We start from the raw sequence: 26,696 nt of genomic DNA, 5'->3' as shown, positions 1-26,696 counted from the left end.
GCCCAACTCCGCTCGGTACGCGCTCAGTCGGACGAGACGGCCGGGCGGAACCACACGGTGGCGAGCGGGGGCAGCGTCGGACGGAGTGAACGTTCCAGCCCGTGCGCGGCGACCGGCTCGGCCGACAGCGTGCCCGGCGTGTGGACGCCGCCGCCGCCGAACCGCTCGGCGTCGCTGTTGAGCACCTCGCGCCAGAACGCCGCCGCTGCCGGTACGCCGAGCCGGTACCCCTCCCGTACGACGGGCGAGAAGTTGCTCACGGCGAGGAGCGGAGCGCCGTCCGCGTCGAAACGGAGGAAGGCGAAGACGTTGTCGTCCGCGGCGTCCGCCTCGACCCAGCGGAACCCCGCCGGGTCGGTGTCCCGCTGCCAGAGGGCGGGTGCGTCGCGGTACTCGGCGTTCAACTCCCGTACCAGGTCGCGGACTCCCCGGTGGTCCGGCTCTGCCGGATAGCCGGGATCGAGCAGCCACCAGTCGGGCCCGCGTTCCTGCGACCACTCGGCGCCCTGCGCGAACTCCTGGCCCATGAACAGGAGTTGCTTCCCCGGGTGGGCCCACATGAAGCCGAGGTAGGCGCGGTGCGAGGCGCGCCGCTGCCACCAGTCGCCCGGCGGCTTCGCGGCGAGCGCCTGCTTGCCGTGGACGACCTCGTCGTGGGAGATCGGGAGGATGTAGTTCTCCGAGTACGCGTAGACCATCGCGAACGTCATGTCGTGGTGGTGCCAGCGGCGGTGGACGGGCTCCTTGGCGAGGTAGGCGAGGGTGTCGTGCATCCAGCCCATGTTCCACTTGAAGCCGAACCCGAGCCCGCCGAAGCCGCTTCGGCCCACCTCGTCGGTCCGCCGCGTCACACCGTCCCAGGCCGTGGACTCCTCCGCCGCGGTGAGCACACCGGGGCAGCGGCGGTGGACGGTCGCGTTCATCTCCTGGAGGAAGGCGACGGCGTCGAGGTTCTCCCGGCCGCCGAAGGCGTTCGGCGCCCATCCGCCCTCCGGCCGCGAGTAGTCGAGGTAGAGCATCGAGGCGACGGCGTCCACCCGCAACCCGTCGATGTGGAACTCCTCGCACCAGTAGACCGCGTTGGCGACGAGGAAGTTCCGGACCTCGCGGCGGCCGTGGTCGAACTCCAGGGTGCCCCAGTCCGGGTGCTCCGCCCTGCGCGGGTCGGCGGGCTCGTAGAGCGGGGTGCCGTCGAACCGGGCGAGTGCCCAGTCGTCCTTGGGGAAGTGCGCGGGGACCCAGTCCATGAGGACGCCGATGTTCTCGCGGTGCAGCGCGTCGACGAGGTACCGGAAGTCGTCGGGCGTCCCCAGGCGGGCGGTGGGCGCGTAGAAGCCGGTGATCTGGTAGCCCCAGGAGCCGCCGAACGGATGCTCGGCCACCGGCATCAACTCGACGTGGGTGAAGCCCAACCCCTTGACGTAGGCGGGCAGTTCCTCGGCCAACTGCCGGTAACCGAGGCCGGGCCGCCACGAGGGGAGGTGCACCTCGTAGACGGAGAGCGGCGCGTCGTGGTGGCTGCGCCCCGCGCGCGCGGCGAGCCATGCGCCGTCCCGCCACTCGTACGTCGAGGTCTCGACGACCGACGCCGTCGCCGGCGGGCACTCGGTACGCCGTGCCATGGGGTCGGCGCGCAGCGAGCGGCTGCCGTCGGGCCCCACGATCTCGAACTTGTACCGTGCGCCGGCGCCCACGCGGGGCACGAAGAGCTCCCACACGCCGGCCGAACCGAGGGAGCGCATGGGGTGCGCCGTCCCGTCCCAGTGGCTGAAGTCGCCGGTGACGCGCACCCCTTGGGCGTTCGGCGCCCACACCGTGAACCGCGTGCCGACGACGCCCGCGACCGTCATCGGGTGCGCCCCGAGCGCCCGCCACAGCTCCTCGTGCCGCCCCTCCGCGACGAGGTGGAGGTCGAACTCGCCCAGCGCGGGCAGGAATCGGTACGGGTCGGCCGTCCGCAGCTCGTCCTGTCCGGGCTCGGCGCCGTAGCGGACGAGCAGCTCGTACGGCGGGACGGTGGGGTGCTCCCGGCCGCTCATCGGCTTCAGCGGGACGGTGGCGGCGAAGAAACCGTCGCCCTCGTCGATGAGTTCGGCCCGTGCCCCGTCGAGCAGGACGGCGACCGCGTGCGCGAAGGGGCGCAGGGCGCGGAAGACGACGCCCGCCCCGGTCGGGTGCGCGCCCAGGTGCGCGTGCGGGTCGTGGTGCGTCCCGTCGAGGAGGCGTCTGCGGTCCGCCTCGGGGAGCGGCGGCGCCGGTAGGACGGCGCAGCGCGGTGCGGGGTGCTGCGGTGGGACGGGGGCGGGGCGGAGGGGGTTGCTCGTCGTCACGGCGGTGCCTTTCTGGGGCGGTCGGGGGCCGCGCTGCTGCGGTGCGGTTCAGCCGCGTGCCTCGGTCGGGGGAGCGGCGAGCCTGCGGACGGCGGAGAGCGGAACGGGCAGCCAACTCGGGCGGTGGCGTGCCTCGTAGCGCACCTCGTAGACGGCCTTGTCGGTCTCGTACGCGCGCAGCAGCACCGCGTCGTCCCGCGGGTCGCTGCCGGCCGACTCGGCGTAGCCGTCGCAGTAGGCGCCGCGCGCCGCCTCGGCCCAGCTCCGCGCCCACGGGTCGTCGGCGGAGCGGGCGCCCGGCCGGTAGGAGGCGTAGTCGAAGGAGCGCAGTATCCCGGCGACGTCGCGGACGGCCGGCTGCGGGCGGCACCGCTCGGCGAGGGGGCGGGCCGGCTCGCCCTCGAAGTCGATGAGCGACCAGTCGCCCTCCGGGCACTGGAGGACCTGCCCGAGGTGGAGGTCCCCGTGGACGCGCTGGGCCCGACGCCGCCTGCCGTCGCTGCCGAGCCGGGAGAGCGCGTGGTAGGTGCCCAACAGGCGGGCGCGGTACGGGCGCAGGGCCGGGACCGCCGCGGTCGTCGACTCCAACCGGGCGGTCATGCCGGCCGCGGCCTCCTCCAGATCGTCGCCGCCCAGCACTCTGGTGGGAAGCGCCTCGGCGAGGGTCCGGTGCACCTGCGCGGTGGTGCGCCCCAGCGCGCGTGCCTGCGCGGTGAAGTGGCGGCCTTCGCCGAGCGAGCGGAGCGCGAGCTGCCACCCGTCGACCGCCTCGGGGAAGAACGGCTGGAGGACGCCGAGCGTCAGGGAGCCTTCGGTGGCCCGCGGTGCGGCTGCGGTGGGCGCCGGGGCCGCCCGGCGCGGAGGGGACGCCCGGGACTCCGGTGCCGCGGGCGTGCGCTCGGCGCGGGGCGGCGTGCGGGGCGGCGTGCGAGGCGTCGCCTCGAACCACGCCGTCGGCGCCGGGACGCGGTCGCAGCCGTGGCGGGCGAGGGCGAGGGAGAGTTCGAGGTCCGGGTTGACGCCTCGCTCGACCCGGCGGAACAGCTTCAGGATGTGCGAACGCCCGTAGATCACGGAGGAGTTGGACTGCTCGGCGGCGAGCGGGCGCGGCGTCAGGCCGTCGGCGATGTCCGTGTGCGGCACCCTGGTGAAGCGGAGCGGACCGAGGTTCCCCGGCGTACGCAGCCGCTCCAGCAGCACGGACGCGAGTCGCGGATCGAGCAGCGCCTCGTAGACGGCGCGACCGCGCAGCGGCCCCGAGCGCGGCCGCCCGACGAGGGCGTGCGCCAGCTCCTCGGGGAGGCGGGGCCGTACGCCGAGGAGCAACTGGTAGCAGTCGTCGGCGTGTTCGCCGGCCGCGGCGGCGCCCGGGCCGCTCTCCGGCTGCGCGGCGAGCGCGGGCGAGTCGGTGTGCCAGGCGCGAACCAGCAGGTGGAGGAGGCCGGGCCCGGCGCCGAGCGTGGGGAGCAACTCGACGGAGGCGACGAGCGAGAGCCCGGCGAGCTCGCGCCCCCCGCCGGCGAACCACCGCTGTCTGGGCAGCCATGCGGTGAGGAGGGGCGAGAGCGAGGCGAGCAGCGCCGTACGGCTCGCGTGGGTGGGTGCACTCGCCAGGCCCGCGGCCAGGGGCGAGGAGCTGTCCGACATGGCGTCCTTTCCCCGGGCACACGAAAGGTACGCAGAGTCTCTCGGATGACGGAGAGGGATGCTCGGGTGCGCGGTCCGTGTCGAGCAACTTCGTGGGTTTTCTGCCCGACCCCGCGCCGGGTGCGCGCCCCCCGCTCGGCTCTGCTGCGCGAGCGGGGGTGCGGGAGGACGCGGCGTCAGACGTCCTTGCGGAGCCGGAACCAGTAGAAGCCGTGGCCCGCGAGAGTGAGCAGGTAGGGCAGTTCGCCGACGGGCGGGAAGCGGACGCCGCCGATCAGCTCCACCGGGACCCGGCCGGTGAACTCGGCGAGGTCCAGCTCGGTCGGTTGCGGGAACCGCGAGAAGTTGTGCACGCACATCACCACGTCGTCCCCGCCCTCCGGGAGGCGCACCTCGCGGAGGAACGCGAGGACCGCCGGGTTGCTGGAGCTGAGCTCCGCGTAACTCCCGAGCCCGAAGGCGGGGTTCTGCCTGCGGATCTCGAGCATCCGCCGCGTCCAGTGGAGCAGGGAGCTCGGGGAGCTCATCGCGGCCTCGACGTTGGTGACCTGGTAGCCGTGGACCGGGTCCATGATCGTCGGGAGGAAGAGGCGGCCGGGGTCGCACGAGGAGAAGCCGGCGTTGCGGTCCGGGGTCCACTGCATCGGCGTGCGCACCGCGTCGCGGTCGCCGAGCCAGATGTTGTCGCCCATGCCGATCTCGTCGCCGTAGTAGAGGATCGGCGACCCGGGGAGGGAGAGGAGGAGCCCGGTGAAGAGTTCGATCTGCTTGCGGTCGTTGTCGAGGAGCGGGGCGAGCCGGCGCCGGATGCCGATGTTGGCGCGCATCCGCGGGTCCTTGGCGTACTCCGCGTACATGTAGTCGCGCTCCTCGTCGGTGACCATCTCCAGGGTCAGCTCGTCGTGGTTGCGCAGGAAGATGCCCCACTGGCACCCGGAGGGGATCGACGGCGTCTTGGCGAGGATCTCGGAGACGGGGTAGCGGGACTCGCGGCGGACGGCCATGAAGATCCGCGGCATGACGGGGAAGTGGAACGCCATGTGGCACTCGTCGCCGCCGCGCTCGTACTCGCCGAAGTAGTCGACGACGTCCTCGGGCCACTGGTTCGCCTCGGCGAGGAGGACGGTGTCCGGGTACTGCGCGTCGATCTCGCGGCGGACGCGCTTGAGGAAGGCGTGCGACGCCGGGAGGTTCTCGCAGTTGGTGCCCTCCTCCGCGTAGAGGTAGGGGACGGCGTCGAGGCGGAACCCGTCGATGCCGAGGTCGAGCCAGAAGCGCAGCGCCGAGATCATCTCGTCCTGGACGCGCGGATTCTCGTAGTTGAGGTCGGGCTGGTGGGAGAAGAAGCGGTGCCAGTAGTACTGCTTGCGCAGCGGGTCGAAGGTCCAGTTGGAGACCTCGGTGTCCACGAAGATGATGCGCGCGTCCTGGTACTGCTTGTCGTTGTCGGCCCAGACGTAGTAGTCGCCGTAGGGGCCCGCGGGGTCGCGCCGCGACTCCTGGAACCACGGGTGCTGGTCGCTCGTGTGGTTCATGACGAAGTCGATGATGACGCGCATGCCGCGCTGGTGCGCCGCGTCGACGAACTCGACGAAGTCGGCGAGGTCGCCGAACTCCGGCAGGACGGCGGTGTAGTCCGAGACGTCGTAACCGCCGTCCTTCAGCGGGGACTTGAAGAACGGCGGCAGCCAGAGGCAGTCGACACCGAGCCACTGCAGGTAGTCGAGCCTCGCGGTGATCCCCTTGAGGTCGCCGATCCCGTCTCCGTCGCTGTCCTGGAAGGAGCGGACCAGTACCTCGTAGAAGACGGCGCGTTTGAACCACTCCGGGTCGAGCTTCCCTGCGGGGGTGTCCTCGAAGGTGTCGGGGACGGGCTCATTGACGGTCATTGGGTGACCCTCCGATCGGTGAGGACGGTCGCAGGGTGAGGATGTGCGCCGCAGCGGGGGAATCACCCCCCGGCTGCAGGCGGACATAGTTGGCCCTGCCCCAGTGGTAGGTCTCGCCGGTGAGCTCGTCGCGCACCGGGAAAGGCTCGGACCCGCTCAGTTGAGCGGCGCTCAGGCCGAACGTTGCAAGGTCCGTGCTGTCCAACGACACCGTCGCCTCGTGGGTGTGGTGCGGATCGAGGTTGACCACGACGAGCACCGTGTCCGCGTACGGGTCCTCGCAGTGCTTGGAGTACGCCAGCACCTGGTCGTTGCCCGTGGGGTGGAAGCGCAGGTTGCGGAGGCGCTGGAGCGCGGGGTGGCGCCGGCGCAGGCGGTTGAGCAGGGTGACGAGGCCGCGGAGCGAGCGGCCCTCGCGCTCGGCCGCCGCCCAGTCGCGCGGCCGCAGTTGGTACTTCTCCGAGTCGGCGTACTCCTCGCTCCCGTCCTGGGCCGCCTCCGCCTCGCAGAGCTCGAACCCCGCGTACATACCCCAGGAGGGGGAGAGCGTCGCCGCCAGCACCGCGCGGGTCGCGAAGGCGGCGGGTCCGCCGTCGCGGAGGTAGGCGTGGAGGATGTCGGGGGTGTTCACGAAGAGGTTGGGGCGCAGGTAGGCGGCGGTCTCCGTGGTGAGCTCGGTGAGGTACTCCGTCAGCTCCTGCTTGGAGTTGCGCCAGGTGAAGTACGTGTACGACTGCTGGAAGCCGATACCGGCGAGCGCGCGCACCATCGCGGGGCGGGTGAACGCCTCGGCGAGGAAGACGACGTCGGGGTCGGTGCGGCCCACTTCGCCGAGCACCTTCTCCCAGAAGACGACGGGCTTGGTGTGCGGGTTGTCCACGCGGAAGATCCGCACGCCGCGGCCCATCCAGAAGCGGAGGACGCGGAGCGTCTCGCGGACGATGCCGTCGAAGGCCGACGGATCGTCGTCGAAGCAGAGCGGATAGATGTCCTCGTACTTCTTGGGCGGGTTCTCCGCGTGCGCGATCGAGCCGTCCGGACGGCGGCGGAACCACTCCGGGTGCTTCTCGACCCAGGGGTGGTCGGGCGAGCACTGGAGCGCGAAGTCGAGCGCGACCTCCATGCGCAGCGAACGCGCCTTCGCGACGAAGCGGTCGAAGTCGGCGAGGGTGCCGAGCTCCGGGTGGACGGCGTCGTGGCCGCCCTCCGCCGAGCCGATCGCCCACGGGCACCCGACGTCGTACGGGCCGGCCTCGACAGCGTTCCCCGGACCCTTGCGCTGCGTGGTGCCGATCGGATGGATCGGCGGGAGGTAGACGACGTCGAAGCCCATCGCCGCGAGGGTGTCGAGGCGTTCGGCGGCGGTGCGGAGGGTGCCGCTCACGGGCGGGGCGCCTTCCGTGACGACGGCGCCCTCGGAGCGGGGGAACATCTCGTACCAGGAACCGAAGAGGGCGCGCTCGCGCTCGACTTGGAGGGTGAGCGCGGCGGAGGAGGTGACGAGCTCGCGCAGCGGGAAGCGCGCGAGTACCGCCGTGACCTCGGGCGAAAGCGCCGCCGCCAGACGCTCGTGCGGCGGGTGCGTCGGGTCGCGCAGCGCGTCGACGACGTCGAGGACGACGGCCCTGCCGTCCCGCTTCGGCACGCCGGCGGCGGCACGCTCGTGCACCTCGGCGCCCTCCAGGCACGTCAACTCGGCGTCGATGCCTGCCGGGATCTTCACCTCGGCCGTTCTTCGCCATGTGGTGAGCGGGTCCGACCAGGCTTCGACGCTGTACGTCCATCTGCCCTCGGTGTCCGGAACGACCTGGGCGCCCCAGCGGTCGGTGCCGGGCGCCAACTCGTGCATCGGGGTCCACGGCCCGGCACGGCCGGCGGGGCCGCGCAGCACCACGTTGGCGCCTACCGCATCCTGCCCCTCCCTGAAGACCGTCGCCGAGACCTCGAAGGACTCGCCGACCACCGCCTTCGCGGGGCGGCGTCCGCCCTCGACGAGCGGTCGGACGTCGAGCACGGGGATACGACCGATCATGGATTCACCTGGAGGATCGTGGGGAGGGCAAGCGTGCTCCGCTCTTTCTATCCGCTCCGTGCACGGCTTCCCCGGCGCGCGCGTGACCCCTCCGGCCCGCGTTCACTCTGCTGGGGGCGTACGGGATTCCAAGGTCTGCGGGGGCAATTGCGGAGGGACGGTGCGGGCGTCCGCGTGGTGACCGTACCGCCCGGCGAACGTCGAGCGTCCGTGCGGGCGGTGGGCCCGCCGGGGCGTGCCGCAAAGCCGGCCGGGTCGGGCGGACGGTGCCGCCGCGGCGGGTGCCGTTCGGTTCCGCTGTCCCGCGAAACGCTGTATATCCGGGCCAACCGTGCGAAACGGGCGAGTGCGCAGCTACCTTCGTGCGGTGTGAAGGCCATTCGTCGTTTCTCCGTGCGCCCCGTCCTCCCCGAACCGCTGCGCCCGCTGGGCGAACTCGCGGGCAACCTGCGCTGGTCCTGGCACGCCGGGACGCGGGAGCTCTTCCGCGCGCTCGATCCGGTCGGCTGGCAGGAGTCCGGCGGCGACCCGGTGCGGATGCTCACCGAAGCGGCGCCCGAGCGCTGTGCCGAGGCCGCCGCCGACCCGGACTTCGTGCGCCGGGTCGACGCCGCCGTCCGCGAGCTGCGGCGGTACCTGGAGGAGCCGCGCTGGTACCAGGGCCAGGACGGCGAACTGCCCGCCGCCCTCGCGTACTTCTCGCCCGAGTTCGGGCTCGCGGGAACACTGCCGCAGTACTCGGGCGGGCTCGGCATCCTCGCCGGGGACCACCTCAAGGCCGGGAGCGACCTGGGGGTGCCGCTCATCGGAGTGGGGCTGCTCTACCGGCACGGCTACTTCCGGCAGTCGCTCGGCGCCGACGGATGGCAGCGCGAGGAGTACCCCGTCTTCGAGCCGGAGGGCACGCCGTTGCGGCTGCTCCGGGAGACCGCGCCCGCGTCGGACCAGGCGCCTCCGCGTCCCGTGCGCGTCGGACTGCGGCTCCCTGAGGGGCGCAGTCTCGTGGCGCAGGTGTGGCTGGCGCAGGTGGGGCGTGTGCCGCTGCTCCTTCTCGACTCGGACGTCGACGCGAACGCACCGGCCGAACGGCAGGTCACCGACCGGCTCTACGGCGGCGGCAGCGAACACCGGCTGCTGCAGGAGATGCTGCTCGGCATCGGCGGTGTGCGTGCGGTGCGGGCGTACTGCGCCGTCACGGGCCATCCCTCACCCGAGGTCTTCCACACCAACGAGGGGCACGCGGGCTTCTCCGGCCTGGAGCGGGTCCGCGAGCTGCTCGCCGACGGCGGGGATGCGCGGCCGTGGGCAGCCGTGACGGACTCCTGCCCCGACGCGGCGAGCACCGCCCAGCCGGCCGAGGCGGAGCAACAGCACACGGCCGGCACGGAGTTCGACGCCGCCGTGGAGGCGGTGCGCGCCGGCGCCCTCTTCACCACGCACACGCCCGTGCCCGCGGGGATCGACCGCTTCGACCGCGAGACGGTCGCTCGGTACTTCGGTGCGGAGGGCGAGCTTCCGGGCGTCGAGGTGGAGGACGTGCTGCGGTTGGGGGCCGAGGAGTACCCCGGAGGTGACCCGGGTGTCTTCAACATGGCGGTGATGGGGCTGCGTCTCGCGCAGCGCGCCAACGGCGTCAGCGCGCTCCACGGGGAGGTCGCGCGGCGGATGTTCGTCGGCCTCTGGCCCGGCTTCGAGCACGAGGAGGTCCCGTTGGCCTCCGTCACCAACGGCGTGCACGCCCCGACCTGGACCGCCGCCGAGGTGCCCGCCGACGGTGCCGCGCTCGGCGCGCTCGACGAGGCCGGCCTGTGGCGGATGCGACGCACGCTGCGCGAGCGGCTGGTGGAGGACGTACGCCGCCGCCTCTACCGCTCCTGGCGGTCCCGCGGTGCCGCGCACGCCGAACTCGACTGGATCGACGGGGTGTTCGACCCCGAGGTGCTGACGATCGGTTTCGCTCGCCGTGTCCCCTCCTACAAGCGGCTGACGCTGATGCTCCAGGACCGGGACCGTCTGACGGAGCTGCTGCTCCATCCGACCCGACCCGTGCAGATCGTCGTCGCGGGCAAGGCGCACCCGGCCGACGACGGGGGCAAGGGGCTCATCCGGGAGCTGGTCAGGTTCGCCGACGACCCCCGTGTGCGCCACCGGATGGTTTTCCTGCCGGACTACGGGATGTCGATGGCCCAGACCCTCTACCCCGGGTGCGACGTCTGGCTCAACAACCCGATCCGCCCTCTGGAGGCGTGCGGTACCAGCGGTATGAAGGCAGCGCTCAACGGATGCCTCAACCTCTCGGTGCGGGACGGTTGGTGGGACGAGTGGTACGAGCCGGAGTTCGGCTGGGCGCTCCCGACCGCCGACGGCGCCGCGGAGGAGGACCCGGAGCGCCGCGACGCCCTCGAGGCCGCCGCTCTCTACGACCTCCTCGCCGAACAGGTGGCACCCTGCTTCTACGCACGCGCGTCTCCCGGTGGAACCGGCGACGGAGACGCCGAGGTCCCGAAGCAGTGGGTCGCCAAAGTCCGCGAGACCCTCGGACGGTTGGGGCCGAAGGTGAACGCGGAGCGCATGGTGCAGGAGTACGTCGCCGGGCTCTACGCGCCCGCCGCCCGCGCGCACCGTGAGCTCACGCCCGAGGTGGCCCGCGAACTCGCCGCCTGGAAGCGCCGGTTGCGCTCGGAATGGGCCGAGGTGGCGGTGGAACGGGTGGAGTCCGAAGGCGACTCGGTCGGCGACGAGACTTTGGAGCTGGGGGCATCGCTCTCCCTCCGGGTGCGCGTCGCGCTGGGCGGCCTGGACCCCGCCGACGTGGAGGTGCAGGCGGTGGTCGGGCGGGTGGACGAGTCGGACGTGGTCCTGTGGCCGGAGGCGCGGAGTCACCCCTTGAAGCGGTCGGGCGGTAGGGACGTCGAAGGCAGGTGGCTCTTCGAGGGGCAGCTTCCTCTCGATCGGACCGGTTCTTTCGGCTACACCGTCCGGGTGCTGCCGGCGCACCGGCTGCTTTGCGGGGCGGCGGAGATGGGTCTCGTGGCGGTCGCTTCGGGGGACGCCGGGGCGTCGCCCGAAGGCGGCATGGTGCTGCGGTAGTTGGCGGAGACGGCATCCTGCGCCGGGCGCGCGGTGCCGGGGCGCAGGCTCGTCCGCGGTGGGGACGAGCCGGGGCAGTTCCGTCGTTTCGACCGCGGGATGCCCACGGGGCGATGACGTCGACGTCGAGCGCCGGTGCCGGAGTACGTGCATGGCGGAAGAGCGAGAACTCGTCCCGGAGGCGCGGCCCGTGAGCTTCGGCGGCCAGGTGCTCGGCACGGCGCGCGGTGCTCCGGGTGCTCGAGAAGCACGTGGGCGCGACCTTGCTCGCCGAGCCCGTCAGGAGCAACCACCGTGAGCCCAGCAGTCGTTGACCGTGCGACGTATCCCCCGTGAACCCGGCACGCTCGCATGCTGAGCGGTGCTGGGCGCAGGGGTCGAGGTTGCTCGGTGTCGTGGCCGTGCGGGTCGTCTACCCCGCCCACTCGCCCCGGACGTGGTCGAGATGGCGCGTCATGACGGCCTCGGCGCGGGCCGGGTCACGGGCCAGCACTGCGTCCAGGAGTTCGAAGTGCTCAGGAGCCGTCTGCTGCAGAACGCCTTTCTCGGCGAGGCTGCTGACGCCGTAGAGCCGGGTTTGGTCACGAAGCTGGGCCACGGTCTCCACCAGCCGTGTGTTGCCGCCCAGTTCGAGGAGCGACAGGTGGAAGCGCCGGTCGGTCTCCAGGAAGAGGGCGACGTCCCCCGTGCGCGCGGCTGACTCGATCTCGGCGGCGACGGGGCGGAGAGCCTCGATGTCCTCGTCGCCGGCGCGGTCGATCAGCGCGACGACCGCGGGGACCTCCAACATGCGGCGCATCTCGCCTATCTCGTCGAGATCGTGCTCGCTGATGGGCACGATGCGGAACCCCCGGTTGCGCACGGGCTCCAGGATGCCCTGGTTGACCAAGGTCAACATGGCCTCCCGCACCGGGCTGTTGGAGACGCCCAGCCGGCTCGCCAGCGCGGAGGCCGAGTAGATCTCGTTCGGCCCGATCTCGCCGGAGACGATCGCCTGGCGAACGATCACCAACGCTTGCTCTCGCAGGCTCACATGTGCCAGCCGGTCCAACGACCCTCCTCGATCCGCTCTTCGGCAAACTCTTGACACCCGATTTCCGGTGTTCGCATACTACCGGGCATTGCTAAACGGTAATCGCTTACCGGTCACCAGGGGGCTGGCAGCGCCGTCCCCCTCCCTCTTCTCTCCCGGTTCCTACGTTCCCGCCCCCACCCTCGTCCTCTGTTCGCAAGGGGTCCCCTCGTGCCACCTGAGAAGAAGCACGGATACTGCACGCTGTGCCGCTCCCGCTGCGGCGCGGTGTACACCGTCGATTCCGGCCGGATGACGCGAGTGGAGCCCGATACGGCCCACCCGACCGGCACCGCGCTCTGCCCGAAAGGGCGGGCGGCGCCGGAGATCGCGCACAGCACCCGCCGACTCACCACGCCCCTGCGCCGCACGCGCCCCAAGGGGGCCGAGGACCCCGGCTGGGAGGAGATCGGGTGGGAGGAGGCGATGGCGACCGTCGCCGAACGGCTCGACGCGATCCGGGCGGAGAGCGGTCCGGAGGCCATCGGCTTCGCCGTCACCTCGCCCAGCGGAACCCCGATGTCGGACTCCATCGAGTGGGTCGAGCGTCTCATCCGGCGCCTGGGCGCCTCCAACACCTGCTACTCCACGGAGATCTGCAACTGGCACAAGGATTTCGCGCACACCTTCACGTTCGGCAGCGCACAGCCCACTGCCGACTACCGCGCCACGGAGCTGGCGGTGCTCTGGGGGCACAACCCGGCCAAGACCTGGCTCGCCCAGGCCGTGGCCCTGCGCGAGGGCAAGGACAGGGGCGCCCGTATCGCGGTGGTCGATCCCCGGCGCTCGACCAGCGCCCGGGATGCGGACCACTGGATGCGGATTCGGCCCGGTGCGGATGCGGCGCTGGCCCTCGGTGTGGCCCGGCACCTGCTGCGAACGGAGCGCTACGACGAGGATTTCGTGCGCTCCTGGACCAACGGACCGCTGCTGATCCGCGACGACACCGGTGAACCGCTCACCGCCCAGGAGGTGACGACCGACGAGGGCGAAGGCTTCGTGGTCTGGGACGTGGCGGCCGGCCGTAGTCGTTGCTACGACACCCGTACGCGCGCCGGGCGGCCGGAAGACTTCGCCCTCCGCGGGGAGTTCACCGTCACACTGCTGGACGGCCGGCGGATACGGGCGCGTCCCGCATTCGAGCTCTACGCCCAGGCGTGCGAGCCGTGGTCACTCGCCAGGACCGCACGGTACACGTGGGTCGACGAGGACGAACTGCGTGCGTTCGCCGAGGACTTCGCCGCGGCGCGCACCGTTGCCTACCACTCCTGGACCGGTGTGGGACAGCACGAGAACGCGACTCAGACCGAGCGCGCCATCGCCACGCTCTACGCCCTCAAGGGCTGCTACGACACAGCAGGCGGCAACGTCGTCCTGCCGAAAGTCCCCGTCAACCCGGTCACCTCGCTGGAGGAGATGGCCCCGGGGCAACGGGAGAAGACCCTGGGGCTGCGCCAGCGGCCACTCGGTCCGCCTGCCACCGGGTGGGTGACCAGTCACGATCTGTACAACGCCGCGCTCGATCACGAGCCGTACCGCGTCCGGGCACTCGTGGGGTTCGGCGCCAACCTCCTCGTCTCGCAGCCGGAACCCGCACGGGGCCGGGAGGCGCTCCGTGCTCTCGACTTCCAGGTGCACTGCGACCTGTTCATGAACCCCACGGCGCACCTTGCGGACATCGTCCTCCCCGTGAACAGCCCCTGGGAGCGCGAAGCTCTCAAGGTCGGATTCGAGATCGACGAAAACGCCCAGGAACTGGTGCAGTTGCGTCAGCGTATGGTGCCTCCGCTCGGTGCCTCACGCTCGGACATGGAGATCGTCTTCGATCTGGCCTGTCGCCTGGGTTTGGGCGCCGACTTCTTCGACGGTGACATCGAGGCCGCATGGAACCACGTGCTCGCGCCCACCGGACTCACGACCGGGCAACTGCGCAGCGCCCCCGGCGGCGTTCGCTACCCTCTGCGCACCGAGTACCGCAAGTACGCGACGGAGCACGCCGACGGCACCGTCACCGGATTCGCGACGCCGAGCCGCCGCGTCGAGCTTTACTCCCCCCGCCTGGCCCGCGCAGGGTATCCGGGCGTGCCCGATGCAGGATCTGCCCCAGCGGAGTCCTTGCCCTACGTGCTCACCAGCGCGAAGAACGGGTACTTCTGCCACAGCCAGCACCGTGCCGTCTCCTCACTGCGGCGCAGGCACCCGGAACCCGTCGTCAACATATCCCCACGGCTGGCCGCCGACCGCGCGTTGTCGGACGGGGACCAGGCGAGGGTCACCACGGCGCACGGCACCTTCCGCATGCGTACCGAGATCTCTCCGGACCTCGACCCGCGCGTCGTCGTCGCGGAGTACGGCTGGTGGGAAGCCGCCCCCGATCTGGGCCTGCCCGGTTCCGACCCGGTTGAGGGAGACGCCAACTTCAACGCGGCCGTGTCCGCCGCGCCCGCGGACCCGGTGAGCGGGTCGCTCCAGATGCGCGGGGTCGCCTGCGATGTCCGGCCGGACCGGGAGTCCCGCGAGGCAGCTCCCCGGCAGGGAGCGCGGGAAGGCGAACGTCGGTTCGTCGTCCGCGAGATGACCTCGCGCGGGCGGGGAGTCCTCGAGCTGCGGCTCCGGCCGGTCGACGGGGGCCCGTGCGCGTCCCACCGGCCGGGTCAGTACGTCGAAGTCACCCTCGACGGAGTGGGGGAGGAAGCCCAGGTCCGCCGGGCGTACTCGCTCACCAGCAAGCCCGGCGAGGAACACGCTGTCGCCGTACGCCTCCAGTCCGGCGGGACGGCCTCCACGCACATCCACACCGCGCTCCGTGTGGGCGACACCGTCGGCCTCAGCGAGCCCTCGGGCACCTTCACGCTGCCCGTCGACCCGCCCTTCCCCGTCGTGATCTTGGCTGCCGGGATCGGTATCACCCCGTTCCTCGGCCAACTGGACCGCACCGCCGAACTCGCGGGCGAGGGCCCGCGCATCACCGTCCACAAGGGAGACCGCGGCGGGGACGACGTCATCTTCGAAAGCCGGCTCACACACCTCGCCGAGCGCACCCCCCGGCTGCGGCTGATCCGCCACCTGAGCCGTCCAAGCCCCGGCGACGTGCGCGGCCGGGACTACGAACACGAGGGCCGCGTCAGCGCGGACGCCGTCGACCAGGCCGACATCGACGCACGGGCGCGCTTCTACCTCTGCGGCCCCGACGCGATGATCCGCGAGGTCACCGAGGGGCTCGTCGCACGCGGGGTGCCGCGCTTCGAGATCTTCGCCGAACGGTTCGCACCTCCGGCCAGGGCACTGCCCACCGGGGACGCACAGCACCAGGTCACCTTCCGTGCCTCCGGCACCACCCTGACCTGGCGTCCGCAGGACGGCCCGCTGCTCGACCTCGCCCAGCGCGGTGGACTCCGCCTCCCCAGCGGCTGTCGCGTGGGGCAGTGCGAAAGCTGCGCCGTACGCCTGCTCTCCGGCTCCGTCGCACACCTCACGGACCCGCCCGATACCGATGACGCCTGCCTGACCTGCCAGGCCGTACCCGCAAGCGACATCGTGCTGGACGCCTGACCCACTGGCGCCCCGGGAGACACCACCAGCAGACCGTCCCGGGCAACGCCTCGAAGCCCCTTTCCCAACAAGCAGTCCCAACAAGTCCCGACCCCGACAACCACCCCGAGGAGAACCGCGCAATGCAGTACTTCGACGCCGAAGAGACAGCGAGCCGACTGGAGTACGACGTCCTCATACCGGCCCTGCGCTCCGGCATGGCCCTCGACGCGACCGTGCCGCCTCGGCAGCACTACTCCCTGGGCTCGGGCGACGAGGCCACGTTGCTGGTGATGCCCGCCTGGAACCGGGAGTTCGTGGGCGTGAAGCTCGTGGACGTCTTCCCCCGGAACACGGCCCACGGCCTGCCAGCTCTCTCCTCCGCCTACGTCCTGGCGGACGGTGAGACCGGCAAGCATCTGGCCCTGGTCGACGGAGGCGAACTCACCCGCCGCCGTACGGTCGCCACCGCAGCGCTCGGCGCCTCGTTGCTGTCACGGGAGGACTCACGCGTCCATCTGATCGTCGGAACCGGTCACATCGGCAGCGCGGTCCACGACGCCTACCGCGCTGTGCGCGGCGGAATCGAGACCACACTCATCGCCGACCCGCACGATCCCGCCTCCGCCGAGGCGCTCGCGAGCTCCCTCGCCGAGCGGGGTGTGCACGCGCTCGCGGTCGACGACCTGCCTGAGGCGGTGGCCCAGGCCGACATCGTCACCACGGCGACACTGGCCCGCGAACCCGTCATCCGCGGGGAGTGGGTGACCCCCGGTACCCACCTGGACCTCATCGGCAGCTTCCGACCCTCCCTGCGCGAGGCCGACTCCGCGCTGATGGCCCGCGCGACCGTGTTCGTCGACCACGCCGTCGCACTCACGGAGTCCGGCGAGATCGTCACGGCCTTCGCCGAAGGAGCTCTGACCGAGGAGGAGGTCCACACCGACCTCGACCAGCTCTGCGCGGCACCGGGCCCGCGGCCCAGGCAGCCGGAGGAAGTCACCGTCTTCAAGACCGTCGGCACCGGCCTGACCGACCTCGTCGCGGCCGCGACCGTCTACACGAGAACGTGAGGCAGAGGTAGCCATGGCTTCGAAACAGGCCGCGTCCCGTCAGAACGAGCCCCGGGCCGGAAAGGAAGAGGCCCGGGTGCTGTCCCGCTTGGCGGTCCGCATCTCGAACTTCTCGGAGAAGTGGTTCCCCGAGGCCTTCATCTTCGCGCTGATAGCCCTCGTCGTCGTGACACTCGGCGCACTGTCCATCGGCGCGTCCCCTGCCGAGGTGACCCGCGAGTTCGGCAACGGCTTCTGGGACCTGATCCCCTTCACCATGCAGATGGCCTTCGTCGCGATCGGGGGCTATGTGGTCGCCACGGCGCCGGCGGCCCGCAGGGTGATCGCCCGCATCGCAGCGAAGCCGTCGAGCGGCCCGGGTGCCGTGGCGCTGATCGCTACCGTGAGCACCTTCAGCGCCCTGCTGAACTGGGGCTTCAGCCTCATCTTCGCGGGCCTCCTGGCACGGCGCGTGGCGCGCAGGGACGAACTGCACGTGGACTACCGGGCCGCCGGCGCTGCCGCCTTCATGGGGCTGGGCAGTGTGTGGGCGCTGGGCCTCAGCTCCTCGGCCGCGCAGCTCCAGGCGAACCCCGACAGCATCCCCGACAACCTCATGCCCATCACCGGTGTCATCCCTTTCCGGGACACCATCTTCCTGTGGCAGTCGCTGCTGCTCGCCGCGGTCCTCATCCCCGTGGTCGTCGCCATCGCCTACTTCTCCGCACCGCGCGGCGAACAGGTACGCAGCGCCCATGCGTTGGGGGTGGACCTCGACGCCGAGGAGGACGACCGGCTGCCGCCCCGCTCGCGGCCGGGGGAGTGGCTGGAGTACAGCCCGCTGCTGACCGTCCTCGTGGTGGTGCTGGGGGTCGGCTGGGCCGTTCAGGAGTTCGCGGAGTCGGACCCGCTCGTGGCCCTGTCCGGGCTGAACACGTACAACCTGCTCTTCCTGATGCTAGGGATGCTGCTGCACTGGCGTCCCCGCAGCTTCCTCACCGCCGTGGCACGGGCCGTCCCCGCCACCAGCGGCGTACTGATCCAGTTCCCCGTCTACGCGGCGATCGCGGCCGTCCTGACCCGGCCGACCAACGGCGCGGGCGACTCGGTGGCCGACTACCTCACGCAGGCCTTCACCTCGCTGTCCTCGGCGGCGCCCTTCCCCATGGTCGTCGCCGTCTACTCCGCCGTCCTCGGTTTCTTCATCCCCTCCGGCGGCGGAAAGTGGCTCATCGAGGCCCCCTACGTGATGGACGCGGCCAACGGACTGGAGCAGAACCTCGGTTGGACCGTGCAGGTCTACAACGCCGCCGAGACACTGCCGACCCTCATCAACCCCTTCTGGATGCTGCCGCTCCTCGGAATCCTGAAGCTGCGCGCGCGCCACATAGTCGGCTTCACCTTCCTGCAGTTCCTGTTCCTCGCCCCGCTCATGCTGGTCGCGCTCACCGCGCTGTCGTACACCCTCGGCTACACGCCGCCCGACGTGCCCTGAGCGATCAGGAACAGGCCGGGCCGGGGCAGACCCCGACCGAGCCGTGCCACCACCCGGCACGGACGACGCCGCCCGCGGGACAGTCCCCGCGGGCGGCGTCTTCCGTGCGAGAGAGGTCAGTTGACGTTGACGCCGCTCCAGGCGGCCTCCACGGCCGACACCTCGGCGCTGTCGGCGCCGTAGAGGTCGGTCGCCGCCTCCACGGTGGCCCGGCGCGCGTCCGCGTAGTCCGTGGTGGAGGTCATCTGCTCGGTGAGCGCCTTGAACCAGATCTGTTCGGCCTTCTCGATGCCGATGCCCTCGACGTCGGAGCCGTCGGCGGTCGGCGAGTCGTACTCGACCCCGTTGATCTCCTTCGCACCGCTGCCCTCGGAGAGCAGGTAGAAGAAGTGGTTGGCGATGCCCGAGGAGTAGTGGACGTCGACGTCGCCCGCGTTCTCGTCCCAGAAGTCGAGCGAGACGCCGTCCTTGCTCGGCTCGTCCATGTACCGCAGCGGCGTTCCGTCGCCGTTGATGTCGATCATCTCCCCGATGAGGTAGTCGGGGACGTCGGTCTCGCTGTCGACGTTGAACTCCACGCCGGTGGCGAGGATGTCCGAGGTCGCCTCGTTGAGGCCGCCCGATTCACCGGCGTAGATGAGTCCGGCCGTCGTCGAGGTGACGCCGTGCGACATCTCGTGGGCGGCGACGTCGACGGAGGTGAGGGGCGCTGCGTTGCCCTCGCCGTCGCCGTACGTCATGCAGAAGCAGCCGTCCTCCCAGAAGGCGTTGACGTAGTTGTCGCCGTAGTGGACGCGGCTGCGCGCGCCCTTGCCGTCGCCCGCGATGCCCTCGCGGCCGTGGACGTCCGCGTAGTAGTCCCACGTGACGGAGGCGCCGTAGTGGGCGTCGACGCCTGCGGTCTGCGGGTCGTCGGGGGTGCCGTCGCCCCAGGCGTCGTCCTCGTCCGTGAAGAGCTCGCCGTCTCCGCTGGTGCCGCCGTCGAGGTTGGTGGTCTCGTTGTCGCCGCGCTCGCCGTCGGTGAGGGTGTAGCTGCCTTCGGAGCCCGAGGTGCCGAGTTCGACGGTGCCGCTGTACTGGCTCTCGCCTGTGCCCTCCTGGACGCCCTGGAACTCGAAGAGCTTCTCTCCGGTCGCGGCGTCGGTGACGACGTGCAGTTGGTTGGGCGCGCCGCTCTTCTGAACGCCGCCGACGACCGTCTCCCAGGCGAGGGTGGGCTCGCCCTCGGCCGCCCAGATCACCTTGCGGGGAGCTTTGCTCCCCTTCGCCTTCGGGGTGGCCGGTTTGTGCGCCGCCTGCGCCGTGGTGGTGGCGACCGCGATCTCCGCCTTGGTCGCCTTGGTGACGCCGGTGCGCTTGCCCTCGGCGGACTTGTGGACGACCAAGTCGCCGCCGATGACGGGGAGTCCGTCGTAGGTGCGCTCGTAGCGGGTGTGGGTGGCGCCGTCCCGGTTCCGGACGACGTCCTTGACGCGCAGCTCCTCCTTGGCGCCGAGTCCGAGCGCCTTGGCCTCCGCGGCGGAGCCGGAGTCGGCCTTCGCGACGAGTGACGTGTGCTGGGCGGCCGTCAGGTGCGCGGGGAGCGCGTCCCGGGCGGTCGAGTCGGCCGGTGCGGCGCCTGCTGTGCCTGCGGTGATGCCTGCGACCAGCAGTGCGCCGGCGGCGAGCAGGGTGCCGGACATCCGGGTGAGGCGTCGCTTCTCTGAGGTGGTTCTCACGCGATGGCTCCTTCTGCCGTGGGGGCCGGGCGGTCGCTCGGGACCGTCCGGGCAGAACTGAGGTGCGGGTGCGACGCGCGCATGTACGAGTGCGTGCGCGTGGCAGCCTGCCACTGCGGCGCGTACATGTCACCGGTGCGTTGCCCGCCGCCGGGGAGGTTGGCCGGTTTGCGTCCGTTGACGGGACGGGCGGATACGGATGACGGACACGGCTACCGCCGGGCGCGCGGGGCGAGTTGGCGTGCGGAGTCGGGATGTCGCCCGGCGCGGGTCGGTCCGTCGGCGCTACCTTCCGTACCTGCCGGACCGCGGTCCCGCAGGCCGACTGCGTCCCGTCGCGGAGAGGCCCGGTCAGGCGCCGGGGCGCTCAACTCGGTGAGAATGCCGCGGACTTGACGGAGCGGCGGCGCTAGGCCCCGTCGTCCGGGGCCGGGTAGACGGCGTCGAGGAGGGCGTCGACGAACGCCTCCGGGTCGTCGAGGCCGGCGGCGGTCAGGGTGCGGGGGCCGCCGGCGAGGAGGTGGGGGATGGCGGCGTGCAGCGCGAGGGTGACGACGGCGGAGCGCTGCGGTGTCGCGGGGAGCCCGGCCGCGCGCTGGGCCGCGTGGAAGGTGGTGAAGTCCGAGGCGGCGATCGGGTCGAGGATTTCGGCGAGCCACGGTCTGCGCGCGGCCTCGGCCTGGAGCTCGACGTAGGCGAGGAGCCTGGGGCGACCGGGGCCCGCGACGTTCTCCACGAGCGCTCTGAGCAGCGCCGCGAGTTGGGCGCGGTCGCCCGGTGCCGGGCCGGCTGCCGCGGCGACGGCGCGGTAGTGCTCCAGGCAGCGTTCGGCGATGCCTCTGAGGATGGCGTCACGGGTGGGGAAGTAGTTCTTGGCTGTGCCCGCGGGGACGCCGGCCGCGGTGTCGACGGCGCGGTGGGTGAGGCCGCGCCCGCCGGCGCCGGCGAGCACCTCCGTCGCCGCGTCGCGCAGACGGTCGCGGCGGTCCTGGTTCACCGTGGTGCTCCTCTTCGGTCGGGACGGGGCGGTGTCGATTCTCCTCCGTGCTCGTGGAGTTGGGAGACGAGGGCTTGGCGAGGCTACCTCAGGCGTGGTACCACAGGTGTGGTGAATCGACGTACGGGGGGAAGCATGGCGAAGAGTGCAGTAGTCGTCGGAGCCGGGGTGGCCGGGGTCGCCACCGCGCTGGGCCTGCGCCGTGCCGGTTGGAAGGTGACCGTCCTGGAGAGGCGGCGCGAGGCCGAGCGCTACGGGGCCGCCTTCGGCATCCACCCCACGGCGCAGGCGGCGCTCGAACGGCTCGGCGCGGGCGAGCACTTCCACGCCGGCGCCGTGCCCTACCGCGGCGCGCGCATCCGCAGGCCGGACGGGACGGTACTCGCGAGCCTCCCCCTCGAACGCATCGAGCGGAAGGCCGGCCGCCCCGAACTCCTCGTCTCCCGGCCCCGTCTGCTCGACGCGCTTTTCGAGGCGCTCGACCGGGCCGGCGACGTCGCCCTGGAGTTCGGCAGAACCGCCTCAGACGTGCGCGCACTCCGCGAACGCCACGATCTCGTCGTCGGCGCCGACGGCATCGGGAGCGCCGTCCGCCGGGAGTGCTTCGGCGAGCGGAGCCGCCAGCGCCGTGTCGGCACCGTGGCCTGGATCGGGATCGCCGACTTCGAGAGCCCCGTGCACGGCGAAACCTGGGGCGCGGGACGGTTCTTCGGCCTGACCCCGATCGAGCCCGGACGCACCAACTGGTACGCGACCGCCTCCGGAGTCACCGCCCCCGAGGAGCTCAGGGAACTCTTCGCCGGATGGCACGACCCGATCCCGCGCATCCTGTCGCGGACCGACCCGGACACCTGGCTCCGCTACGAGATGCGCCACCTCCACCCCGCGCTCCCGAGCTTCGTGGCGGCCGGGGACCGTACCCGCGGCGGCGTCGCGCTCGTCGGCGACGCGGCGCACGCCATGACGCCCAACCTCGGGCAGGGCGCCTGCACGGCGCTCCTCGACGCCGAGGCCCTCGCGCGCGCCTGCGCGACCGCGGATGTTCCCGCCGCACTCCCGACCGCACTCCGCGCCTACGACCGCGAGCGCCGCCGCGCCGCCCAGCGCGTCGCCTTCGGCTCCCGTACGCTCCACCGCTTCATGGCGACGCGTCACCCGGGGCTGCGCAACTCGCTTGTGAGGCTGCTTCCTTGAGCCCGCTCGGGCCCGGAACGGGGGGCCGGGCCCGAGCGACGTTTCCACCGCGGGACGTGCGGCGGCCCGGGCGCGGAGGCGTTCGGTGTGCCTTCCGGTATGCCCCGGGTGGGCCACAATGAGAGCTATGGGGACGACAGTCGGAGACAGCATCCGGAACCGCCGGAAAGCGCTGGGCTGGACCCGGGCCCGCTTGGCGCGTGAAGCGTGCAAGTCCTCGGGCGTACCTCTGGACTCCTTGTCGAAGCACGACATCCACCGGTACGAAACCGGCCGCCGTACGCCTCCCGACTGGCTGCCCGCGCTCTCCGCCGCCCTGGGGACTTCCACCGCAACCACGAGAACGACCGGGCGACTCGAACCAACGTCGTTCCCCGAGCCCCTCCCCGTGCTCCACCGTGTGACCGCCGAGCAACTGGCGCCGACGATTCGGGAGTTGAATCGCCGACTGGTGGCATTGGACAACGAACTCCACGGCCTGCCCATCGCGGAGACGGCGGCCAGGGCGTTCAGGACGGTGTTCCGGCGCCTGGGGGAAGGGCTCCGCGACGCGCACGAACGGGACGTCCAGTCGGCTGCCGCAGAGCTGGCGGAGATTGCCGGTTGGGCGTGCTTCAACGAAGGTCGGCCGCGCGAGTCGAAGCGCTTCAGCCAAGAGGCGCTGTTCCTCGCCCAACGCTCCGGAGACCGCGGAATCGAACTCCTCACGCTCCAGAACCTGGCGCTGCTCGCGGGATGGACGGGCCGTGCAGGCGAAGAGCTGTCCCTCACCCGCTCCGTCCTCGAACGGGGCGGCCTCGATCCGCGCGTGGAGGCCATGTTCCGGTGCCGCGAGGGCCAAGGGCTGGAGCGCGCAGGGGAAAGCCGCCGGTCCGCCCAGTCGTTCGCGCGGGCTCGTTCCCTCCTCCAAGAGGCCCCGCCCACCGACTCCCCTGCGTGGTCCTGGTGGGTGTCGGAGCGGGAGGTGGACCGCCAGCAAGGCCGGGCCCTGAACCTCACGAACCGCTGGGACGAAGCGCTGCCGATCCTTCATCGGGCGTCGGACGAGACGGCGGGCCACCACGTCGGGTACGGCCTGGTGTCCCAGGTGTGGCTACTCGATTCGTTGCTGTCCCTGCGCGCGTGGACCGAGGCGGAGACGGCCGCCCAAACGCTGGTTCCGGCAGTCACCGAGATCTCGTCGCGCGTCACCCTCGGCCACCTGGAGCGGGTGGTCTCCCGGGACCTTTCCGCCCTCCCCGCCGCGCTCCGGGACGCCTTGGAGCACGTCCGCACGAGTCTGGCAGAGGACTCTTACGGGGCCTGACCGCCCAGGGCCCCTCAGGAGTGCGCCATGAGGACGGTCATCCGCAGGTTGGTGAAGCTGGACAGTGCTTGTCAACAGGTGCCCACTCGGCTCTGACAGACCGTCCGGACACGAGGGAGCCCCTGTGACCGCCAACGGGAGAGCGGTCACAGGGGGGCGGTCGCGGGTCAGTGCGGAATGCCGTCGATGATGTCGCGGGCGTCTTGCCGTAGCAGCTCGGCGCAGACGCGGGAGCCGAGGGTGCCGGGGTTGTTGGAGGTCTCGCCCCGGACGTGCGCGTGCGCGAACCTGCTTCCGTCGCGGGCGAAGACCATTGCGCGCAGGCTGAGTTGGCCGTCGGGTTCGGTGGTGCAGTGTCCGGCGATCGGGCTGTTGCAGTGTCCGCGCAGTCCGTGGAGCATGACGCGCTCCGCGGTCGCCTCCGTCTGGGTTCTGGAATGGTTCAGTCGTTCCAGCAGTCGTGTTGCGGAGTCGTCGTCGCGTCGGCATTCCAGGGCGAGGACGGCGGCGCCCACGGCGGGGAGCATCTCCTGTACGGGGAACTCGGCGACGATGCGGTCCGTCAGGCCGAGGCGTTCGAGTCCGGCACGGGCGAGGACCATGGCGTCGGCTTGGAGGTCGCCCTGTTTCTGGTCGAGTCTGTCCAGCCGAGTGCCGATTGCGCCGCGGACCCTCACCACGTTCAAGTCGGGGCGTCGAGCGAGGATTTGCGCCTTCCGCCGCACTGCGCTGGTAGCCACCGTGGCACCGGGCGGTAGATCGCCGAGTGACTTGGCCGAGGAGCCCTCGGGTACGAGCAGCACGTCTCTCACGTCGCCGCGGGGAAGCATGGCGGCGAAGATCAGACCGTGCGGCATCGGCTGGTCCCCGGGCACGTCTTTGAGGCAGTGCACGGCCATGTCGATCTCACCGCGCTGGAGTTGCTGGTCGATCGCTTTGACGAACAGGCCCTTTCCGCCGAGTCGGGCCAGGTCGCCGTGCCAGCGGTCGGCTTCCGTGGTGGTCGGTACCGTCTCGATGGTCAGGTCCGGCATGAGCTGGTGCAGGCGATCCGTCACTTGCTGCACCTGAGCAAGGGCCAGAGGTGAGCTACGGGTGCCGATGCGCAGGGTCCGGGCGGGGAAGTCGCTCACAGGGGTTCTCCATGTCGTGTTTCGCGGTAGACGGCGCCGCCCGTGAAGTGGAGCGGCCCCACGATACGTGCGGCTATGGCGGGGTGGAGCAGTGATGCCGCCTCGTCGCGGCTTGCCCAGCGCCAGGCGTCGAGTTCTTCACGCTGAAGAGTGATGCGTGCTTCCTCGGGTGGTGCGATCTCGGAGTACCGTCCTCATAGAAGATCTCGACGACATGGCGCTTCACGCCAAAATTCTCGAGGCCCTGCGTTCGTCGGCTTTGACGCCCACGCAATCGCTGTCCTTCCTGAGAGAGCAACTCGACGCGATACCGGAAAGTGAGTAAGTAACAGCATGAAAAACCAGGAGATCGTCACCGGGTTTCGCAAGTCCAGCTTTTCGCAGGGGGCGCAACAGGAATGTGTCGAGGTGGCCATGACTGCTGATGGCGGCCGAGCGATCCGGGACAGCAAGAACCGTGATGACGGAATCCAGTTCTACACGCAAAACGAATGGACGGCCTTCATCGCTGGCGTAAGGGCCGGAGAGTTCGACTGAGCAAAAAACGCCCTCCCGCCCCGGCATCGCGCCGGGGCGGGGGCGTTGTCGTCCGGCCATCGGGAGCGCTTCAGCTCGGCGACCCGGGCGAACCCGACCCCAACGCTCCTCCGCAGACGCTCAGTTCGCTGGCGACGGCGGCCCGGTCCTGGTGCTGCTCGGTCATGGGGGCTCGGCGTCCTTCATGCCGCCGCCGGGCCGTCGGCGATGCTTGAGGGGCGTCGGGGATCACCAGCCCCAGGCAGGACGGCCGAGCAGCGCCGCCTCACACGACCCGCCGCAGCCTCCGCACCGCCGGGACGGAGAGCAGCGTGCACGCCACGAGGAGGGCCATCGCCCCGCCGACGAGGAGGACTTGGCGGGAGCCGAGGAGCCCCGCGGCAGGCCCGGCGAGCGCCTGCCCGGCCGGCAGCATCGCGAGTGAGCCCGCCACCTCCAGCGCGTGGATGCGGTTGAGTACCTCGGGCGGGACCTGGGTCTGCACGCTCGTCGCCCACATCACGCTCCAGAACCCCATGCCGGCGCCGGAGACGGCCGCGCCGCCCATCATCGCCCAGACGGGCAGCCCCGCACCGACGGCCGCGGGGAAGCAGCAGCACCCCAACAGCGCGGCGGAGCCCGCGCGGAGCTGGCGGAGCGGCCTGATGCGCAGCGCCAGCAGTCCGCCGGCGGCCGTACCCGCGCCGAGCGCCGAGTTGACGAGGCCGTACGCGCCGGAGCCGGCGGTGGGCACGATCTCCGCCGCGGTGAGCGGGACGAGCGGTCCCCAGGCGGTCAGCATGAAGACCATCCACACGACGATCACCGCCCACATCCAGGTGCGGGCCCTGAAGTGCCGCCAGCCCTCGGCGAGATCGGTGAGGTAACCGGTGCGCTGCCGGCGCGCTCCGCCCGGCGCGTCCGGAGGCAGCCGAAGGAGCAGCAGGCAGACGGCGCTGAGCGCGTAGGTGCCCGCGTGCGCGGCGAAGACGCCGCCGGGCGAGACGAGCGCGACGAGCAGCCCGGCGAGCGCGGGACCCGCGAGCATCGCGAGCGACTCGGCGGTGCGGATCAGTCCGTTCGCGCCCTGCACGTCCCTGGCGACCTTCGGCACCGTGCCCGCGACGCCGGGTTCGAACATTCCGCCCGCGATGCCGTTGATCGCGCCGATGACGCAGATCTGCCAGAGGACGATGTTCCCGCTGAGGAAGAGCACGGCGGCGACGGTCTGCGTCGCGACGCGCACCAGGTCCGAACCGGCCATCAGCGCCCGCGCGTTGAAGCGGTCGCAGAAGACGCCGCCGAAGATGACGAAGCCGGCGAGGAAGAGGCTCAGCGAGGCGAGCACCGCGCCGATGGCGCCGGCGCCGTGGCCCTGCTGGATGAGCCCGGCCGACAGCGCGACCGGCAGCATCGTGTCGCCGAGCTTGGCGACGGCGCGTGCGGTGAAGAAGAGGAGGAAGTTGCGGGACCAGAGGCGGTTGCCCGTCCCGTCGGAGCGGGCGGTGGCGTCGAGCGGATCGGGCCGGGTCGGTCCGTGCTCGGGGGCCGCGGTCGCTGGTCCGGCGGAGGGGGCTTCGGGAGGGGAGTCGCTCACAGGACGCTCAGTCTGCGGGTACCTGCTCCGCTCGTCCAGTTCTTTCCGGCGGAGTGTCACCCGAGCCGCCCAACTGGCGTCCTGGTGAAGCAGGTTG

At 71.5% G+C, this 26,696-nt stretch carries 16 protein-coding genes; 7 read left to right on the top strand and 9 right to left on the bottom strand.

Annotated elements, in window-relative coordinates:
• Positions 1 to 23 precede the first annotated feature (23 nt).
• The 4 genes from glgB to F603_RS0105000 all read right to left on the bottom strand — a co-directional run bounded on the left by glgB (position 24) and on the right by F603_RS0105000 (position 7,898).
• Positions 24 to 2,330, bottom strand: a complete 2,307-nt coding sequence (glgB, locus tag F603_RS31585; protein WP_019544924.1) for a 1,4-alpha-glucan branching enzyme — start codon at positions 2,328 to 2,330, stop codon at positions 24 to 26.
• A gap of 48 nt (positions 2,331 to 2,378) precedes the next feature.
• Complete coding sequence (locus F603_RS0105010) at positions 2,379 to 3,977, bottom strand: maltokinase N-terminal cap-like domain-containing protein (protein ID WP_019544923.1); 1,599 nt, start codon at positions 3,975 to 3,977, stop codon at positions 2,379 to 2,381.
• Positions 3,978 to 4,153: 176 nt separating this feature from the next.
• Positions 4,154 to 5,866, bottom strand: a complete 1,713-nt coding sequence (treS, locus tag F603_RS0105005) for a maltose alpha-D-glucosyltransferase (protein WP_019544922.1) — start codon at positions 5,864 to 5,866, stop codon at positions 4,154 to 4,156.
• On the bottom strand, positions 5,853 to 7,898 hold the full coding sequence (locus F603_RS0105000) for an alpha-1,4-glucan--maltose-1-phosphate maltosyltransferase (protein ID WP_019544921.1): 2,046 nt from the start codon (positions 7,896 to 7,898) through the stop codon (positions 5,853 to 5,855). The genes treS and F603_RS0105000 overlap by 14 nt, the downstream gene beginning before the upstream one ends.
• Positions 7,899 to 8,267: 369 nt before the next feature.
• Here F603_RS0105000 and glgP point away from each other — a divergent pair, with 369 nt between their 5' ends.
• Positions 8,268 to 10,988, top strand: a complete 2,721-nt coding sequence (glgP, locus tag F603_RS0104995) for an alpha-glucan family phosphorylase (protein ID WP_026328157.1) — start codon at positions 8,268 to 8,270, stop codon at positions 10,986 to 10,988.
• A 412-nt stretch (positions 10,989 to 11,400) separates the two neighbouring features.
• On the opposite strand, the gene F603_RS0104990 is transcribed toward glgP, so the two are convergent.
• Positions 11,401 to 12,021 (bottom strand): GntR family transcriptional regulator, encoded by a 621-nt coding sequence (locus F603_RS0104990; RefSeq protein ID WP_019544919.1) that lies wholly within the window; start codon positions 12,019 to 12,021, stop codon positions 11,401 to 11,403.
• Between the two features lie 210 nt (positions 12,022 to 12,231).
• On the opposite strand from F603_RS0104990, the gene F603_RS0104985 reads away from it, so the two are divergent.
• From F603_RS0104985 to F603_RS0104975, 3 genes are all read left to right on the top strand, one after another.
• The gene (locus F603_RS0104985; protein WP_037955317.1) at positions 12,232 to 15,612 is read left to right on the top strand and encodes a molybdopterin-dependent oxidoreductase; all 3,381 of its coding nucleotides are present in this window, start codon (positions 12,232 to 12,234) and stop codon (positions 15,610 to 15,612) included.
• Between the two features lie 122 nt (positions 15,613 to 15,734).
• Positions 15,735 to 16,664 (top strand): bifunctional Delta(1)-pyrroline-2-carboxylate/Delta(1)-piperideine-2-carboxylate reductase, encoded by a 930-nt coding sequence (gene lhpI, locus F603_RS0104980; RefSeq protein WP_019544917.1) that lies wholly within the window; start codon positions 15,735 to 15,737, stop codon positions 16,662 to 16,664.
• Between the two features lie 13 nt (positions 16,665 to 16,677).
• Positions 16,678 to 18,138, top strand: coding sequence for a short-chain fatty acid transporter (locus tag F603_RS0104975; protein WP_026328154.1), 1,461 nt, complete (start codon positions 16,678 to 16,680; stop codon positions 18,136 to 18,138).
• A 116-nt stretch (positions 18,139 to 18,254) separates the two neighbouring features.
• On the opposite strand, the gene F603_RS0104970 is transcribed toward F603_RS0104975, so the two are convergent.
• On the bottom strand, positions 18,255 to 19,856 hold the full coding sequence (locus tag F603_RS0104970) for a M4 family metallopeptidase (protein ID WP_019544915.1): 1,602 nt from the start codon (positions 19,854 to 19,856) through the stop codon (positions 18,255 to 18,257).
• A gap of 409 nt (positions 19,857 to 20,265) precedes the next feature.
• Positions 20,266 to 20,853 (bottom strand): TetR/AcrR family transcriptional regulator, encoded by a 588-nt coding sequence (locus F603_RS0104965; protein WP_019544914.1) that lies wholly within the window; start codon positions 20,851 to 20,853, stop codon positions 20,266 to 20,268.
• Between the two features lie 135 nt (positions 20,854 to 20,988).
• Here F603_RS0104965 and F603_RS0104960 point away from each other — a divergent pair, with 135 nt between their 5' ends.
• Positions 20,989 to 22,047: an FAD-dependent oxidoreductase gene (locus tag F603_RS0104960; RefSeq protein WP_026328153.1), complete on the top strand. Its 1,059-nt coding sequence runs from the start codon at positions 20,989 to 20,991 to the stop codon at positions 22,045 to 22,047.
• Between the two features lie 118 nt (positions 22,048 to 22,165).
• Positions 22,166 to 23,353 (top strand): helix-turn-helix domain-containing protein, encoded by a 1,188-nt coding sequence (locus tag F603_RS0104955; protein WP_342665902.1) that lies wholly within the window; start codon positions 22,166 to 22,168, stop codon positions 23,351 to 23,353.
• 167 nt (positions 23,354 to 23,520) lie between these two features.
• On the opposite strand, the gene hemC is transcribed toward F603_RS0104955, so the two are convergent.
• Entirely contained in the window at positions 23,521 to 24,462 is a 942-nt protein-coding gene (gene hemC, locus F603_RS0104950; protein ID WP_078503591.1) for a hydroxymethylbilane synthase, read from the bottom strand.
• Between the two features lie 357 nt (positions 24,463 to 24,819).
• On the opposite strand from hemC, the gene F603_RS0104945 reads away from it, so the two are divergent.
• Positions 24,820 to 25,023 carry a DUF397 domain-containing protein gene (locus tag F603_RS0104945; RefSeq protein WP_019544910.1) on the top strand — a complete coding sequence of 68 codons (204 nt, stop codon included), beginning with the start codon at positions 24,820 to 24,822 and terminating at the stop codon, positions 25,021 to 25,023.
• Positions 25,024 to 25,288: 265 nt separating this feature from the next.
• Here the strand turns inward: F603_RS0104945 and F603_RS0104940 are convergent, their stop codons facing one another.
• The gene (locus F603_RS0104940) at positions 25,289 to 26,599 is read right to left on the bottom strand and encodes an MFS transporter (RefSeq protein WP_019544909.1); all 1,311 of its coding nucleotides are present in this window, start codon (positions 26,597 to 26,599) and stop codon (positions 25,289 to 25,291) included.
• Positions 26,600 to 26,696 lie beyond the last annotated feature (97 nt).

The organism is Streptomyces sulphureus DSM 40104, assembly GCF_000381025.1.
Taxonomy (GTDB): Bacteria; Actinomycetota; Actinomycetes; order Streptomycetales; family Streptomycetaceae; genus Streptomyces; species Streptomyces sulphureus.
Note: the sequence above shows the minus strand (reverse complement) of the source record. Positions and strands in the feature narration are given on the sequence as shown.

What these genes read in the sequence shown, in the direction of transcription:
- F603_RS0105010 (WP_019544923.1), bottom strand. Translation starts at nt 3,977, where the DNA reads ATGTCGGACAGCTCCTCGCCCCTGGCCGCGGGCCTGGCGAGTGCACCC.
- treS (WP_019544922.1), bottom strand. Translation starts at nt 5,866, where the DNA reads ATGACCGTCAATGAGCCCGTCCCCGACACCTTCGAGGACACCCCCGCA.
- F603_RS0105000 (WP_019544921.1), bottom strand. Translation starts at nt 7,898, where the DNA reads ATGATCGGTCGTATCCCCGTGCTCGACGTCCGACCGCTCGTCGAGGGC.
- lhpI (WP_019544917.1), top strand. Translation starts at nt 15,735, where the DNA reads ATGCAGTACTTCGACGCCGAAGAGACAGCGAGCCGACTGGAGTACGAC.
- F603_RS0104975 (WP_026328154.1), top strand. Translation starts at nt 16,678, where the DNA reads ATGGCTTCGAAACAGGCCGCGTCCCGTCAGAACGAGCCCCGGGCCGGA.
- F603_RS0104960 (WP_026328153.1), top strand. Translation starts at nt 20,989, where the DNA reads ATGGCGAAGAGTGCAGTAGTCGTCGGAGCCGGGGTGGCCGGGGTCGCC.
- F603_RS0104955 (WP_342665902.1), top strand. Translation starts at nt 22,166, where the DNA reads ATGAGAGCTATGGGGACGACAGTCGGAGACAGCATCCGGAACCGCCGG.
- F603_RS0104945 (WP_019544910.1), top strand. Translation starts at nt 24,820, where the DNA reads ATGAAAAACCAGGAGATCGTCACCGGGTTTCGCAAGTCCAGCTTTTCG.